General features: G+C 68.2%; 11 protein-coding genes. 8 read left to right on the forward strand and 3 right to left on the reverse strand.

Going from position 1 to position 15,499, the window contains the following annotated elements:
* Together gyrB and gyrA are read left to right on the forward strand one after the other, a co-directional pair.
* Complete coding sequence (gene gyrB, locus ML539_RS08020; RefSeq protein ID WP_243322357.1) at positions 1–2,565, forward strand: DNA topoisomerase (ATP-hydrolyzing) subunit B; 2,565 nt, start codon at positions 1–3, stop codon at positions 2,563–2,565.
* A gap of 54 nt (positions 2,566–2,619) precedes the next feature.
* Positions 2,620–5,226, forward strand: coding sequence for a DNA gyrase subunit A (gyrA, locus tag ML539_RS08025; RefSeq protein ID WP_243322360.1), 2,607 nt, complete (start codon positions 2,620–2,622; stop codon positions 5,224–5,226).
* A gap of 52 nt (positions 5,227–5,278) precedes the next feature.
* On the opposite strand, the gene ML539_RS08030 is transcribed toward gyrA, so the two are convergent.
* Positions 5,279–5,707, reverse strand: coding sequence for a gamma-glutamylcyclotransferase family protein (locus ML539_RS08030; protein WP_243322362.1), 429 nt, complete (start codon positions 5,705–5,707; stop codon positions 5,279–5,281).
* A gap of 74 nt (positions 5,708–5,781) precedes the next feature.
* Entirely contained in the window at positions 5,782–7,020 is a 1,239-nt protein-coding gene (glyA, locus tag ML539_RS08035; RefSeq protein ID WP_243322364.1) for a serine hydroxymethyltransferase, read from the reverse strand.
* Between the two features lie 117 nt (positions 7,021–7,137).
* On the opposite strand from glyA, the gene purB reads away from it, so the two are divergent.
* The 3 genes from purB to ML539_RS08050 are packed head-to-tail and all read left to right on the forward strand — an operon-like array spanning position 7,138 to position 10,097.
* Positions 7,138–8,589 (forward strand): adenylosuccinate lyase, encoded by a 1,452-nt coding sequence (purB, locus tag ML539_RS08040; RefSeq protein WP_243322365.1) that lies wholly within the window; start codon positions 7,138–7,140, stop codon positions 8,587–8,589.
* 22 nt (positions 8,590–8,611) lie between these two features.
* Complete coding sequence (locus ML539_RS08045) at positions 8,612–9,442, forward strand: hypothetical protein (protein WP_243322366.1); 831 nt, start codon at positions 8,612–8,614, stop codon at positions 9,440–9,442.
* Positions 9,443–9,449: 7 nt separating this feature from the next.
* Positions 9,450–10,097, forward strand: coding sequence for a 4Fe-4S dicluster domain-containing protein (locus tag ML539_RS08050; RefSeq protein WP_243322367.1), 648 nt, complete (start codon positions 9,450–9,452; stop codon positions 10,095–10,097).
* 27 nt (positions 10,098–10,124) lie between these two features.
* On the opposite strand, the gene lipA is transcribed toward ML539_RS08050, so the two are convergent.
* Complete coding sequence (gene lipA / locus ML539_RS08055; protein ID WP_243322368.1) at positions 10,125–11,051, reverse strand: lipoyl synthase; 927 nt, start codon at positions 11,049–11,051, stop codon at positions 10,125–10,127.
* A gap of 158 nt (positions 11,052–11,209) precedes the next feature.
* Between lipA and ML539_RS08060 the strand changes: the two genes are divergently transcribed.
* From ML539_RS08060 to ML539_RS08070, 3 genes are read left to right on the forward strand one after another with little or no spacing between them, the layout of a single operon-like run.
* The gene (locus tag ML539_RS08060) at positions 11,210–11,620 is read left to right on the forward strand and encodes an EamA family transporter (protein WP_279341239.1); all 411 of its coding nucleotides are present in this window, start codon (positions 11,210–11,212) and stop codon (positions 11,618–11,620) included.
* 16 nt (positions 11,621–11,636) lie between these two features.
* Entirely contained in the window at positions 11,637–13,526 is a 1,890-nt protein-coding gene (locus tag ML539_RS08065) for an APC family permease (RefSeq protein ID WP_243322370.1), read from the forward strand.
* A 21-nt stretch (positions 13,527–13,547) separates the two neighbouring features.
* On the forward strand, positions 13,548–15,479 hold the full coding sequence (locus tag ML539_RS08070; RefSeq protein WP_243322372.1) for an APC family permease: 1,932 nt from the start codon (positions 13,548–13,550) through the stop codon (positions 15,477–15,479).
* The last annotated feature ends 20 nt before the right edge of the window (positions 15,480–15,499 follow it).

The raw sequence follows: 15,499 nt of genomic DNA on the forward strand, positions 1-15,499 counted from the left end.
ATGTCTGAAGAAGTCTCCCGCGCCCGTGTCCACACCCCCCAGGAATCCGATACCTACACCGCCGACAACATCACGGTCCTGAGAGACCTCGAGGCCGTCCGGAAGCGGCCCGGCATGTACATCGGCGACACCGATGACGGCAGTGGCCTGCACCACATGGTCTACGAGGTGGTGGACAACGCCATCGACGAGGCCCTGGCGGGCTTCTGCACGCGCGTGGACGTGGTCCTGCACGGCGACGGCAGCTGCAGCGTGGAGGATAACGGCCGCGGCATCCCCGTGGACATCCACAAGGAGGAGGGCCGCAGCGCGGCGGAAGTGATCATGACGGTGCTCCACGCCGGCGGGAAGTTCGACAACACCAGCACCGAGGGCAAGAACGCGTACAAGGTCTCCGGCGGCCTCCATGGCGTGGGCGTGTCCTGCGTGAACGCCCTCTCCAGCAAGCTTTGGCTCACCGTCTGGAAGGAGGGCCAGGAGCACGCCATGACCTTCTCCCAGGGCAAGGCGGACGCCCCCCTGAAGGTGGTGGGGCCCACGGCCCGGCGCGGCACCCGCGTGCGCTTCCAGCCCGATCCCGAGGTGTTCAACAACGTCCTCGACTTCAGCTTCGAGATCCTCAGCCAGCGCCTGCGGGAGCTGAGCTACCTGAACCAGGGCGTCCACATCCGCATCACGGACGAGCGCTCGGGCAGCACCCACGACTTCATGAACGCCGGCGGCATCAGCGCCTTCGTGGAGCACCTGAACCGCAACAAGCCGGTCCTCCACAAGCCCCCGATCCTCATCAAGGACGAGAAGCAGGACACCACCGTGGAGGTGGCCCTCCAGTGGAACGACTCCTACCAGGAGACCCTCTACTGCTTCACGAACAACATCCGCAACCGGGACGGCGGCGCGCACCTGGAGGGCTTCCGGGCCGCCATGACGCGCGTGATCAACGCCTATGCCGAGAAGAACAACCTGCTGAAGAGCGCCAAGGTGAGCCTCTCGGGCGAGGACATCCGCGAGGGCCTCACGGCGGTCATTAGCGCCAAGGTTCCTGATCCCAAGTTTTCCAGTCAGACCAAGGACCGCCTGGTGTCCTCGGAGGTCAAGGGCATCGTCCAGACCATCGTCTACGACAAGCTCTCCAGCTTCTTCGAGGAGAACCCCCGGGAGGCCAAGGCCATCCTGGAGAAGGCCATCGAGGCCGCCCGGGCCCGCGAGGCCGCCCGCAAGGCCCGCGAGCTGACCCGCCGCAAGGGCGCCCTGGACGGGGGCGGCCTGCCTGGCAAGCTGGCGGACTGCCAGGAGAAGGACCCGGCCCTCAGTGAGATCTTCCTGGTGGAGGGCGATTCCGCCGGCGGCAGCGCCAAGCAGGGCCGCCACCGGGCCACCCAGGCCATCCTGCCCCTCAAGGGCAAGGTCCTGAACGTGGAGAAGGCCCGCTTCGACAAGATCCTCGGCCACAACGAGCTGCGCGTGCTCATCCAGGCGCTGGGCACGGGCATCGGCAAGGAGGAGTTCAAGGTCGAGAGCCTCCGCTACCACAAGATCGTGCTCATGACCGACGCCGACGTGGACGGCTCCCACATCCGCACCCTCCTGCTGACCTTCTTCTACCGGCAGATGCCCGAGTTGGTGGAGCGGGGCCACCTCTACATCGCCCAGCCACCCCTCTACAAGGTGAAGAAGGGCAAGACCGAGAAGTACCTCAAGGACGAGCGGGCCCTGGAGGAGTTCCTCTTCCAGAAGGCCCTGGACGGCTGGACCCTCAGCCTTCCGGACGGCACCGAGCACAAGGGCGCCACCCTGGTGCGCGAGATGAAGAAGTGGGGCGAGGTGCAGCAGCTCTTCGGCAAGCTGGACCGCCGCGGCTACGCTCAGCCCCTGGTGCGCGCCCTCCTGGCCGAGGGCCTGCTGGACCCCGAGCGGTTCCAGACCCGGGAGGCCCTGGAGGAGCTGGCCGCCGCCATCACCCGCCAGAAACTGGGCACCTGCGAGATCGAGACCATCGAGGCCATGGAAGTGCCCTCGGACGAGGAGGGCGGGGCCCCGGTGTCCGTGCCGGCCTCCCACCGCCTTCGCCTGGTGCGCATGCACATGAGCCGCCCCATCACGCTCTGGATCGACAGCCAGGTGGCCCACTGGGGCGAATTCCGCCGCCTGGCCACCCTCCAGGTGGAGCTGGCGGGATTCCGGGGGGGCGAGCTGCGCCTCCGGCGCCTCAAGGACGTCAAGGAAGCCCAGAAGGACAAGGACGCCGACGATGAGGCCGAGGAGAGCACCCCCAAGCTCGGCAAGGAGCAGGTCTTCTCGGACCCCGAGGCCATGCTGGCCATGGTTCTGGAGGAGGGGAAGCGGGGCCTGGGCATCCAGCGCTACAAGGGGCTGGGCGAGATGAACCCGGAGCAGCTCTGGGAGACCACCATGGACCCCGAGCGCCGCACCCTGCTGCAGGTCCGCGTCGACGACGCGGTGGAGGCCGACGAGATCTTCACCGTCCTCATGGGCGATGCCGTGGAACCCCGGCGCCGCTTCATCGAGACCAACGCCCTCCTCGCGGAGAACATCGACATCTAAGTCCTGTTTTTGCAGGATGTCGAGCTGCGTTCCACGTAGAACACCGGGAAACACATGAACCTGAATCGCATCGAGCCCCTGGAAATCGAAAAGGAAATGCGGAAGTCCTACCTGGACTACGCCATGAGCGTCATCGTGGGCCGGGCCCTGCCCGATGTGCGGGACGGCCTCAAGCCCGTGCACCGCCGTGTGCTGTTCGCCATGGGCGAGGCGGGGAACGACTGGAACCGGGCCTACAAGAAGTCCGCCCGCACCGTGGGCGACGTGATGGGTAAGTACCACCCCCATGGCGATTCGGCCATCTACGACACCCTCGTCCGCATGGCCCAGCCCTTCTCCATGCGCCACGTGCTGGTGGACGGCCAGGGCAACTTCGGGTCCATCGACGGCGACTCGGCCGCGGCCATGCGCTACACCGAGGCCCGCCTCTCCCGGCTGGCCAACGAGATGATGGGCGACATCGACCAGGACACGGTGGATTTCGGCCCCAACTACGACGGCAGCATGCAGGAGCCCCTCGTCCTGCCCACCCGCTTCCCCAACCTGCTGGTGAACGGCTCTCAGGGCATCGCGGTGGGCATGGCCACCAGCATCCCCCCCCACAACCTGCGGGAGTGCTGCTCGGCCCTGGTGACCCTCATCGACCACCCTGCGACGGGCCTGGATGGCCTCATGGCCCACATCAAGGGGCCGGACTTCCCCGGCGGCGGCCTCATGCTGGGCACCGAGGGCGTGGTGGATGCCTACCGCACGGGCCGCGGCCGGTGCGTGGTGCGGGCCAAGTCCCACGTGGAGCAGATCCGTCGGGCCGGCGACCGCGAGCAGATCGTCTTCACCGAGCTGCCCTACCAGGTGAACAAGGCCACGCTCATTGAGAAGATCGCCGACCTCGTCCGCGAGAAGAAGATCGACGGCATCAGCGACCTGCGGGACGAGAGCGACCGCGAGGGCATCCGCCTGGTGGTGGAGCTGAAGAAGAACGAGCCCAGCGACATCGTGCTGAACCAGCTCTACCAGCTGACCCAGCTCCAGAACAGCTTCCCCATCACCATGCTGGCCATCGTGAACGGCCAGCCCCGCATCTGCACCCTCCGGGAGGTGCTGCAGGAGTTCATCGGCTTCCGGCGCGAGGTGGTCACCCGCCGAACCCTCTTCCAGTTGCGGAAGGCGGAGGAGCGGCACCACGTCCTGCTGGGCCTCAAGATCGCCCTGGACCATCTGGATGCCGTCATCAAGCTCATCCGGGCCGCCAAGACCCCCGAGGAGGCCAAGGCCGGCCTCATGGCGGGCGCCTTCGCCAGCGCCGCGGCCCTCAAGAAGGATCCCAGCCTCTGCCTGTCCGCCGTGCAGGCCCAGGCCATCCTGGACATGCGCCTCCAGCGCCTCACGGGACTGGAGCGGGAGAAGATCCTCGACGAGCTGGCCGAGCTGGAAAAGCTCATCGCCAAGCTCAAGGCCATCCTGGCCGACGAGAAGCTGCTCCTGAAGGTCATCAAGGAGGAGTTCCAGCAGGTGGCCGAGCAGTTCGGCAACGACCGGCGCACCGAGATCACCGGCTACTCCGGCGAGATCCGCATGGAGGACGTGGTGCCCGACGATCCCATGGTCGTCACCATGTCCAAGGCCGGCTACATCAAACGCACGGACCTCACCGCCTACCGCCGCCAGCGGCGGGGCGGGAAGGGCAAGGTGGGCATGAAGACCAAGGACGAGGACTTCGTCGAGCAGCTCTTCATGACCAAGGCCCACGACACCCTCATGGCCTTCACGGACAAGGGCATCGTCTATGCCCTGAAGGTCTACGACCTGCCCGAGGCCGCCGCCTCCACCCGGGGCAAGCACATCCGGAACCTCATCTCCCTGAAGGACGGGGAGAACGTGGTGACCCTCATGGCCCTGCGGGACTTCCCCGAGGGGGAGAACCTGGTCTTCGCCACCAGCGATGGCACGGTCAAGAAGTCGAGCCTGGCGGCCTATGCCAACATCCGGTCCAACGGCCTCATCGCCCTCAACATCGACGACGGCAACACGCTGGTCGCCGTGCGGCGCTCCACGGGCCAGCAGCAGATCGTCCTGGCCACGGCCCAGGGCAAGGCCATCCGCTTCCCGGAGGAGGACGTCCGGGCCACGGGGCGCGCCACCACCGGCGTCCGGGGCATGAAGTTGGCCAAGGGCGACCACATCGTGGACATGGAGGTGGCGGACCCCTTGCCGGACCTGCCGGAGGGCGTGGAGCCCGACGAAAGCACCGAAGACCACGGCATGCTGCTCACGGTCTGCGAGAAGGGCTACGGCAAGCGTAGCCTCCTCCAGGACTACCGGCTCCAGGGCCGAGGCGGCACGGGCGTCATCAACATCCGGGCCGGGGTCCGCAACGGCCAGGTGGTGGGCTTCAAGCTCGTCAAGCCTGGGGAAGGTTGCCTCCTCATCAGCCAGGAGGGCATGGTCATCCGTTTCCTCATCGACGAGGTCCGCAAGACCGGCCGCAACGCCCAGGGCGTCAGCCTCCTCAAGCTGGCCAGCGCCGAGGACCGCGTGGTGGGCCTGGCCAAGATCGACGCCAGCGCCATGGCCCTGGACGAGGAGGAGGAGCTGATCGAAAGCGAGGCCGCCCATCCCGGCCCCGACGAGGGCGGCGAACAGCCGAAGCTGGGGTTATAGTTACCCCTGGCTTTAGACATGCGAAAAACGGCGCGGTTCGCGCCGTTTTTCGTCAGAGGTAAGACGCCCAGTCCCCATCGGGCAGCTCGATGGCCTCTCGTTCTAATCGGGGCAGGCGTTCCACATGGAACACATAGACCCAGGCGCGGTAGTGGTGGCCTCCTTCGAGGACCACGGGGCGGATTTCGCGGGTGAAGAGGCCCTCCTCCACACCTTCCAGGGGGTCCAAGTCGGCCAGGGCGGAATCGAGATCCCCCTCGTCCTCGTACCCTACGAAGTCGCCTCGCACCCAGCCGGGACCCGGCGGCGGCTCCGCAGGATCGGGCTCCGGCACCAGGGCGGGGTAGCCTGCCGGCAGGTGGAAGAGCCGCCCCGCCACCCAGGCCCGGGTGAGTCCCTCGGGATGGGTCCGCACCAGCCAGGCGTGGTTCGACCCACCCTCCCGCAGGGAGCCATAAACGAACAACCCATCGGCGAGCACGTTTCCTCCTCCAAAAACATACCGCCAAAACGCGAGGCGTTTTGGCGGCGGTCCAGGGTCCGTGATGGAACGGATTACTCGGGAATGGGGAACTGGTCCGTCAGATGGAACACTTCCTGGCGGATGCGGGCGAAGGTGCATTCGTCGGCCCGGTGCCGCAGGGTCACGTCGAAGAAGCGGGCGATCTGGTCCATCTCCTCCTCCTTCATGCCGCGGGTGGTGAGGGCGGGGCTGCCCAGGCGGACGCCGGAGGGCTTGAGGGGCGGGTTGGGGTCGAAGGGGATGCCGTTCTTGTTGGTGGTCATGCCGGCCCGGTGGAGGCAGGATTCCGCTTCGTGGCCCAGGAGGTCGTGGTCCCGCAGGTCCACGAGGAAGAGGTGGTTGTCCGTGCCGCCGCTGACGATGCGCCAGCCGCGCTCCTGCAGGCCCTTGGCCAGGGCGTGGGCGTTGCGGATCACCTGGCCGCTGTAGGCCTTGAACTCGGGCTGCATGATCTCGTGCAGGGCCACAGCCTTGGCGGCGATGACATGCATGAGGGGGCCGCCCTGGACACCCGGGAAGACGGAACGATCCAAATCTTTGGCATATTGGGATTTACAGAGAATCATGCCGCCGCGGGGGCCCCGGAGGGTCTTGTGGGTGGTGGTGGTGACGAAATCCGCGTGCGGCACGGGGTTGGGGTGATGTCCCGTGGCCACCAGCCCGGCGATGTGGGCCATGTCCACCATGAGCATGGCGCCGACCTCGTCGCAGATCTCCCGGAAGAGGGGGAAGTTCCAGGTGCGGCTGTAGGCCGAGGCCCCCACCACGATCATCTTGGGGTTGTGCTGCTTGGCGAGGGCGCGCACCTCGTCCATGTCCACGCGCTCGTCCTCCTGGCGCACGTGGTAGGGCACGAACTTGTAGAGGATGCCGGAGCTGTTCAGCGGATGCCCGTGGGTGAGGTGGCCGCCATGGGCCAGGTCGAGGCCCATCACCGTGTCGCCGGGCTTCAAGGCGGCGAGGTAGACCGCCATGTTGGCCTGGGCGCCGCTGTGGGGCTGCACGTTGGCGTGCTCGGCGCCGAAGATCTGCTTGGCGCGGTCGCGGGCCAGGTTCTCCACGATGTCCACCTGGCTGCAGCCGCCGTAGTAGCGCTTGCCCGGGTAGCCCTCCGCGTACTTGTTGGTGAAGTGCGATCCCATGGTCTGCATGACCGCGCGGGAGGCGTAGTTCTCCGACGCGATGAGCTCCAGGTGATGCCGCTGGCGCTGCACCTCCAGCTCCAGGGCCTGGAACACAGCGGGATCGGAGGTTCGGATCACTTCGTACATGGCGGAGGCTCCAGGGTGATGCCCTATCCTAGCCGCGCTTCGAGCAGGGCATGGAAGCCTCTTCGTGAGCGGAATCACAGGTCGGAGCCTGTGAGACACTGGAAGGCCGGAGTTCCCATGCCCTTCCTCCCGCCCCACGACGGATCCGACCTGGAGCGTTTCGAGCATCCCCTGGCCAGCCGCTACGCGAGCAAGGCCATGGTGCGCCTGCTCTCGCCCCTCTACCGCCAGCGGGTGTGGCGGCGGCTGTGGATCGCCCTGGCGGAGGCCGAATCCGAGCTGGGCCTTCCGGTCACGGCGGCCCAGATTGCCGAGCTGAGGGCCACCCAGGACGAGGTGGACCTGGACGCCATCGCGAGGCATGAGTCCGCGTTGCGCCACGATGTGATGGCCGCCATCCACGCCTGGGGCGAGCAGGCGCCCGGTGCCCGGCCCATCATCCACCTGGGCGCCACCAGCTGCTTCGTGACGGACAACGGCGACCTGCTCATCGTGCAGGAGGCCCTGGCCCTGCTGCGCCGCCGCCTCCAGGACGTGATCGCCTCGCTGGCCACCTTCGCGGGCCAGTGGAAGGACCAGCCGACGCTGGGCTTCACCCACTTCCAGCCCGCCCAGCCCACCACCGTGGGCAAGCGGGCCAGCCTGTGGATCCAGGATCTGCTGCTGGACCTGGAGGACCTGGACCACCTCATCCACACCACGCCCGTGCGCGGCGTGAAGGGCACCACGGGCACCCAGGCCAGCTTCCTCGAGCTGTTCGAGGGCGACGGCGACAAGGTCGAAGCCCTGGAGCGGCGCTTCTGCGGGAAGGTGGGCTTCCCGGCCATCCCCGTCAGCGGGCAGACCGCCACCCGCAAGCTGGAGGACCGCATCGGCCAGGTGCTCTGCGGCATCGCGGCCAGCGCCTCGAAGTTCGCCTGCGACCTGCGCCTGCTCCAGCACCTCAAGGAGGTGGAAGAGCCCTTCGAGTCGAAGCAGATCGGATCTTCCGCCATGCCCTACAAGCGGAACCCCATGCGCAGCGAGCGGATCAACAGCCTCGCCCGCTTCGTGCTGGGCCTCATGCCCTCCAGCTACCAGACCAGCGCCAGCCAGTGGATGGAGCGCACCCTGGACGACAGCGCCCACCGGCGCCTCACCATCAGCCAGGGCCTGCTGGCGGCGGACGCCATTCTGGTGCTGCTGCGCAACGTGGCCTCGGGCCTCGTCGTCTACCCGAAGATGATCGAGGCGCGCCTGGCCCAGGAGCTGCCCTTCATGGCCGCCGAGGTGCTGCTCATGGAGGCCGTGAAGCGGGGAGGGGACCGCCAGGACCTGCACGAGCGCTTCCGCGTGGCCGCCCTGGAGGCCGGCCGCCGCATCAAGGCCGAGGGCCGTCCCAACGAGCTGCTGAAGCTCCTGGCGGCGGATCCCGCCTGGGCCATGACCGAGTCCGAGCTGGCCGCTCTGCTGGATGCCGGCCGCTTCACGGGCCGGGCCGGTGACCAGGTGCGGACCTTCCTGGCGGGCCCGGTGGCCGCCGCCCTGAAGGATCACGCTCCGGCCGACGAGGCCGCCGTCCGCGTCTGACACCGACATCGAAAGGTACGACATGCTGAAGCTCGCCGTCATCGGCGCCCAGACACTGCTGGGTCGCGAACTCGTGAACGCGCTGGAGGCGCAGGATGCCTCGGTGGTGCCCTTGTCCATCGGTCCGCTCACCCTGGCGGAGGAGGAGGGGGACCTGGTGGTCTTCGCCCCCGATCCCGCGCTGCTGGAGGGCCTGGACGCGGTGATCCTCGCTGACACACCCGAGCCCTCCTTCCTGGAGGGGTTCCCGGGGCGCATCCTGGACCTGCGGGCCGAGCCCGAGGCCCGGGTCGACCCCGTGCCCCTGGCGGGCCGGTGGCCCCAGGGGGTGAAGTCCCTCAGGGGGCGCCCGGCCCTGGAGCAGGTGCTGGCGCTTCTGCCGTCCCTGCTGGAGGGCATCGGCGACGTCGGCGGCACCCACCTGCGGTCCGTGGCCTGGATGGGCGACCGGGGCCTGGATGGGCTCGTGGAGCAGACCCTGGCCGTCCTCAACGGCGAGGATCCGGACCTCGCCAAGCTGGGTTACCGCCAGGCCTTCGAGGTGGTGCCGGTCCCTCCGGTCGCGGGCAAGGGCCGGCTCATGGAGATTCGCGTGCCCTCGTTCCACGGGGACCTCCTGGTCCTTCAGATCCGCGCCGCGGAGGGGCAGTCCCTGGCGAAGAAGGCGGCTCCGGTCGGGGTGGCCTGGGTGGACGCGGCGCCCAGCTCCCGCGATGTGGCCGTAAGCGCGGACCTCCTGGCCCACCTGGACCTCGCGGGGGACGGGAAGGCCGCCGTCCTCACCCTGGGCTTCGACCCCGTGCTCTGGGGGACCCTGCGGCCCACCATGCGGGTACTGGGACTCATGGACTGAGGCGGCGATGGCGAAGAAGCTGGACGAACCCCAGGAACGAGGCGACTTCTTCAAGTCCCTCGGCACCTTGTTCGCCGGCTTCGTGGCCAATAGGGTCGAGGAGGCGGTGACGAACCTTGGGCCCAAGCTGCTGCGGCCCCCCGGGGCCCTGGACGAGCTGGAGTTCCTCACCAAGTGCACCCGCTGCGACAAGTGCATGCGGGCCTGTCCCGAGAACGCCATCCTCAAGGCGGGCCCCAACGCGGGCCTGGGCCTGAAGACGCCCTACCTCGACCCGCGCAGCATCCCCTGCTTCCTCTGCACCACGCTGCCCTGCGTGGCCGAATGCGACGACGAGGCCCTGGTCTGGCCCACGCGGACCCTCCGGGACGGCACGGTGATCGAGGGACCGAAGGCCGTCCGCATGGGCACGGCCCGCGTGAAGCCGAGCCTCTGCGTCACCTGGGGCGACGTGGACCGGGAGCCCCGCGCCTGCCGCGTGTGCGTGGACCGCTGCCCCTACCCGGAGGAGGCCATCCGCATCGCCCCGCCGGCCGAGGGCGAGGCCGTGGGGCATCCGGTGGTGGAGGCGGAGGCCTGCACGGGCTGCGGCCTCTGCGTCTTCGCCTGCCCCGCCGAGCCCGTGGCCATCGTGGTGGATCCGCGGCGGGACTGAGTCCGAAATCCCGCGGTGAAGCAAGCCTCAGGCGATGCTGATGCCTTCCATGCCTGCGACTTCGTGGGCGTTGAAGCTGGAGCGCACGAGGGGTCCGGCGTAGACGGTCTGGAAGCCGAAGGCCTTGGCCTTGGCGCCCAGGGCGGCGAACTCGTCCGGATGCACGTAGCGCTTCACGGGCAGCTGGTGGCGGGTGGGGCGCAGGTACTGGCCCAGGGTGAGGATGTTGACGCCATGGGCGGCCAGGGCCTCGAGGGTCGTCATCAGCTCGAATTCGGTCTCGCCCAGGCCGAGCATGAGGCCGCTCTTGGTGCGGAATGCCTCACCGTACAGGGCTCTTCCCATCTCCTTCGCGTGCGCCAGCACGCGGAGGCTGCGCTCGAAGCGCCCCGCGGGCCGCACTTCGGGGTAGAGGCTGGGCACGGTCTCCGTGTTGTGGTTGAAGACAGCGGGGCCCGCGGCCACCACCCGGGCCACGGCGTCGAGATCGCCCAGGAAGTCCGGCACCAGCACCTCCACGCCCACGCCGGGGTTGCGGCGCTTGATGGCCAGCACGGTCTCGGCGAAGTGGGCGGCGCCGCCATCCGGCAGGTCGTCCCGGTTCACGGAGGTCAGCACAGCGAAGCGCAGGCCGAGCGCGGCCACGCGCTCGGCCGTCTCGGCGGGCTCGTGGGGGTCCAGGGCCCTCGGCTTGCCGCTCTGGATGCTGCAGAAGCCGCAGGCGCGGGTGCAGACCTCGCCCATGAGGAGGAAGGTGGCCGTGCCATGGGTGAAGCAGTGGGTCCGGTTGGGACAGCGGGCCTCCTCGCAGACGGTGTGCAGGTGCGAATCCCGCAGGCCCGCCTTCATGCCGTGGAGGTCGCCCAGTTTCACCCGCTCCTTGGTGATCCACTCGGGGAGGCGGGGGTGTCCTTCGAGCACTTCGCGGCCCACGCGCTTCGAGAATCGGGGCATCCGCCCTCCTTGCGAACCTCCAGTTTCCCGTAGCGGACCGGAATCTCCAACCCGTCCGCCCCCAGGCGGAAGGACCCCGGCGCCTGTGGCGTCCGTCAACCCTTGTCCCCACAGCCTGCGCCTGCCCCCATAATGGGTTCCTTTGGGGTGTGCCGGGTATGGCGTGGTTGGGTTGGGCAATGGCGGCGATGGTCCTCATGGGCCTGGGCAACCTGGGCATGAAGGCCGCGGGTCACCACGGGCTGCCTCCGGCGGCGGTGCTCTTCTGGGTGGTGGCCGGCGAGGTGCCCCTGGCGCTGGCCTACTGGCTGTGGCGCGGGCGCCCTGGCGCGCCCGCCGGAGCCACGGCCTGGGCCCTGGTGGCCGGGATCGCCACCGCGGCGGCCCTGATCGCCGTGAACGAAAGCTTCTTTCGGGGCGCCAAGGCCGCCGTGGGCGTGGGCATCATGAATGCGAACTTCATCCTCGTGGCCCTGATGGCCTTCCTCCTCTTCCGCGAGCAGCTCCAGCCCTCCAAGCTGGTGGGACTCGCGGCCACCCTCTCCGGCCTCTGGCTGATGGCCCGCTGAACCAGGAGCCTTGAACATGGCCAATGTCCGACGCCTCCTGCTGGGCCGCCGCCTCGCCAGCGAGGAAAGCCACGAGGCCCGCATCAGCAACCCCGTCGCCCTGGCGGTGTTCAGCTCCGACGCGCTCTCCTCCGTGGCCTATGCCACCGGGGAAATCATGGCCGCCCTGGGCCCCTACATGGCCATGGCAGCCTTCGGGCCGGCGGTGCTGTCCTGGTCCTGGCCCGTGGCCGTGGGCATCGTGCTGCTGCTGACCATCCTCACCATCAGCTACCGGCAGACCATCTTCGCCTACCCCAGCGGTGGCGGCGCCTACATCGTGGCCAAGGAGAACCTGGGCGAGCTCCCGGCCCAGGTGGCGGGCGCCTCCCTGCTGGTGGACTACGTGCTGACGGTGGCCGTGAGCGTCTCCGCCGGCGTCACCGCCATCACCAGCGCCTTTCCCGGGGCGGACACCCACCGGGTGGCCCTCGCCCTGGCCGTGGTGGCCTTCATCGGGCTGATGAACCTGCGGGGGGTGAAGGAGAGCGGGGCGGTGTTCTCCGTTCCGACCTACGGGTTCGTGATCTCGATGTTCGCGATCATCGGGCTCGGGTTCTGGCGCTACTTCGCGGGAGGCGTGGCCGCGGGGGAACATCACGCGGTGGTGGCGCCGCCCCTGCCGGGCTGGATCGCCATCTGGGTGTTCATGAAGGCCTATGCCGCCGGCTGCACGGCCCTCACGGGCGTGGAGGCCATCTCCAACGGGGTATCGGCCTTCCGGGAGCCCACGGCGCGGAACGCGGGCAAGACCATGATCGCCATGGTGCTGATGCTCGGCGCCATGTTCCTGGGCATCACCTGGTTGTCCAACCACTTCGGCATCATGTACACCGGCGAGGGCGAATCGCTGCTGTCCATGCTGGAGCACCGGATTTTGGGGAACGGGCCGGGGCTTCCTCACATCACCTACCTGCTCATGCAGGCCTTCACCATGCTGATCCTCTGCCTGGCGGCCAACACGGCCTATGCGGACTTCCCGCGCCTGGCGGCCATGATGGCCCGCGACGGCTTCCTGCCCCGCCAGTTCTCCAGCCAGGGCGATCGCCTGGTGTTCTCCAACGGCATCTTCATCCTGTCCTTCCTCTCGGGCGTCCTCCTGTGGATCTTCAACGCCCGTGAGCACCACCTGCTGCCGCTCTACGCCGTGGGCGTCTTCCTGGGGTTCACGCTGTCCCAGATGGGCATGGTCCGGCACTGGCTGAAGCTCCGCGGCCGCCGGTGGGTCTTCAAGTCGCTGATCAACGGCGCCGGGGGCCTCACCACCCTGGTCGTCATGACGGTGATCATCCTGACGAAGTTCACCCATGGGGCCTGGGTGGTGGTGCTGGTCCTGCCCCTCATGGTGATGACCTTCTTCAACATCCACCGGCACTACATCCGCGTGAAGTCCATCCTGGCCGGCAGTCGGGCGGACTTCATCACGCCCCGCAAGAACCGCGTGGTGGTGCTCGTCTCCGGTATCCACTCCGGCGTGGTGCAGTCCCTGAACTATGCCAAGGTCATCGCGGATCACGGCGAAGTCGAGGCCCTCACCGTCGACTTCCCCGATGAGCACGGCCGCGACAGCGCCGCCCTGGAGAAGCTGCGGTCCGACTGGCCGCGGTACTGCGAGGGCATCCCCCTCCGGTCCATCCGCAGCCCCTACCGCAAGATCGTGGAGCCCATCGTGGAGGAGCTGGACCGCATGCGCCGCGTGGAGCCGGAGTACACCATCACCGTGATCCTGCCGGAATTCGTCACGGGCCACTGGTGGGCCAACCTCCTGCACAACCAGACCGCCTGGCGCATCAAGGGCACCCTGCTCATGAAGCCCAAGACTGTGGTGATCTCGATCCCCTACCACCTGGAGCCCATACTGGAGTAGCGTTCTGTCCGGGAGACACGGATGCAGAGCTTGAGGCGGATCCTGCTGGGACGTCGGCTCTCCAGCGAAGAGACGCAGCACACCAAGATCAGCAATCCTGTCGCCCTGGCGGTGTTCAGTTCCGACGCCCTGTCCTCGGTGGCCTATGCCACCCAGGAGATCATGGCCTCCCTGTCCAGCACGGTGGGCCATGCCCTCGGAGCCGGGGCCCTGGCCGGAGCCGCGGGCTATGCCCTGTTCGGCTGGTCCATCCCGGTGGCCCTGGGCATCGTGGCCCTGCTGGCCATCCTGGCCGTCAGCTACCGGCAGACCATCCTGGCCTATCCCGGCGGCGGCGGGGCCTACATCGTCGCCATGGAGAACCTGGGCGACCTCGCCGCCCTGACCGCCGGAGCCTCCCTGCTCCTGGACTACATCCTGACGGTGGCCGTGTCCGTGTCCTCGGGCGTGGCGGCCATCACGGCGGCCCTTCCGGCCCTGGAGGGGCACAACGTCTCCCTGACTCTGGCGGCCATCGGCTTCATCGCCCTCATGAACCTCCGCGGGGTCAAGGAGAGCGGCGGCCTGTTCGCCATCCCCACCTACGGCTTCGTCATCAGCATCCTCGTGGTGCTCGGCTACGGGACGCTGAAGCTGGTGATCGCGGGCGGGCCCACGCCGGTCCAGGCGCAGGCGGCCATGGAGCAAGGCACGCACCTGGCGGGCCTCACCATGGCCTGGGTGTTCATGCGGGCCTACAGCGCCGGATGCACGGCTCTGACCGGCGTCGAGGCCATCAGCAACGGCACGACGGCCTTCAGGGACCCCGCCGGCCCCAATGCCGCCAAGACCATGCTGTGGATGGTGGGGCTGCTGGCGGTCATGTTCCTGGGGATCACGCTCCTGGCCCACCGGTTTGGCGTGACCTACCAGCACAGTGCGGATCCCGCGGTGGTGGCCGAGACGCTCCTGTCCAAGCTGAACAAGGCCATCCTGGGCGACGTGAGCCACGGGTTGCCGAAGCTGGTCTACTACGTGGTCCAGGGATTCACCTTCGCGATCCTGGTGGTGGCGGCCAATACGGCCTTCGCGGATTTCCCCCGCCTGGCGGCGCTCCAGGCCCGGGACGGGTTCCTGCCCCGCCAGTTCGCGAGCCAGGGCGACCGCCTGGTGTTCTCCAACGGCATCCTCATCCTCTTCTTCTTCTCGGGGGTGCTGGTCTGGGTCTTCCATGCCAACACGGACATCCTGCTGCCCCTCTACGCCGCGGGCGTGTTCATGGGCTTCACCATCAGCCAGACAGGCATGGTGGCCCACTGGAGGAAGGTGAGGGGCCGGCACTGGCACCTGAAGGCGGCCATCAACGGCCTGGGGGCCATCACCGCCTTCGTGGTGCTGCTCGACATTGCCGTCACCAAGTTCATCCACGGGGCCTGGATCGTGATCCTCCTGGTGCCGGCCCTGGTGGTGGTGCACTTCAACATCCGCCGCCACTATGTCGGCGTGAAGGGCAAGCTGGCCGCCAGCCGAACGGACGCCACCCTGCCCACCAAGCACCATGCCCTGGTGCTGGTGAACAGCATCCACCGGGGGGTGGTGCAGTCCCTGCTCTACGGCCGCCACGTCGCCGGGGACCGCGTGGAGGCCCTGACGGTGGACCTGGGCTCCGACGGCGTCCGGGAGAGCAGGGCCATGGAGAAGCTGCGGGCGGATTGGACCATCTACGGCATGGGCGTGCCCCTGCGCTGCATCCCAAGCCCCTACCGCAAGGTCGTGGAGCCGATCCTGGCGGAGGTGGACCGCATCCGGCTCGCGGAGCCTGAGCTGGTCCTCACGGTCATCCTGCCGGAGTTCATCGCCCCCAAGTGGTGGCAGCAGTTCCTGCACAACCAGAGCGCCCTGCGCATCAAGGCCGCCCTGCTCGTGAAGCCCGGCGTGATCGTCACGTCCGTGCCCATGCATCTGCCCCAGTAGGCCCCAAGCAGGAAGGGAGC

Origin of the sequence: Geothrix sp. SG200 (genome assembly GCF_022808935.1) — a bacterium.
GTDB classification, from domain to species: domain Bacteria; phylum Acidobacteriota; class Holophagae; order Holophagales; family Holophagaceae; genus Geothrix; species Geothrix alkalitolerans.

What these genes read in the sequence shown, in the direction of transcription:
- ML539_RS08060 (WP_279341239.1), top strand. Translation starts at nt 11,210, where the DNA reads ATGGCGTGGTTGGGTTGGGCAATGGCGGCGATGGTCCTCATGGGCCTG.
- glyA (WP_243322364.1), bottom strand. Translation starts at nt 7,020, where the DNA reads ATGTACGAAGTGATCCGAACCTCCGATCCCGCTGTGTTCCAGGCCCTG.
- gyrB (WP_243322357.1), top strand. Translation starts at nt 1, where the DNA reads ATGTCTGAAGAAGTCTCCCGCGCCCGTGTCCACACCCCCCAGGAATCC.
- ML539_RS08045 (WP_243322366.1), top strand. Translation starts at nt 8,612, where the DNA reads ATGCTGAAGCTCGCCGTCATCGGCGCCCAGACACTGCTGGGTCGCGAA.
- lipA (WP_243322368.1), bottom strand. Translation starts at nt 11,051, where the DNA reads ATGCCCCGATTCTCGAAGCGCGTGGGCCGCGAAGTGCTCGAAGGACAC.
- purB (WP_243322365.1), top strand. Translation starts at nt 7,138, where the DNA reads ATGCCCTTCCTCCCGCCCCACGACGGATCCGACCTGGAGCGTTTCGAG.
- ML539_RS08070 (WP_243322372.1), top strand. Translation starts at nt 13,548, where the DNA reads ATGCAGAGCTTGAGGCGGATCCTGCTGGGACGTCGGCTCTCCAGCGAA.
- gyrA (WP_243322360.1), top strand. Translation starts at nt 2,620, where the DNA reads ATGAACCTGAATCGCATCGAGCCCCTGGAAATCGAAAAGGAAATGCGG.
- ML539_RS08050 (WP_243322367.1), top strand. Translation starts at nt 9,450, where the DNA reads ATGGCGAAGAAGCTGGACGAACCCCAGGAACGAGGCGACTTCTTCAAG.
- ML539_RS08065 (WP_243322370.1), top strand. Translation starts at nt 11,637, where the DNA reads ATGGCCAATGTCCGACGCCTCCTGCTGGGCCGCCGCCTCGCCAGCGAG.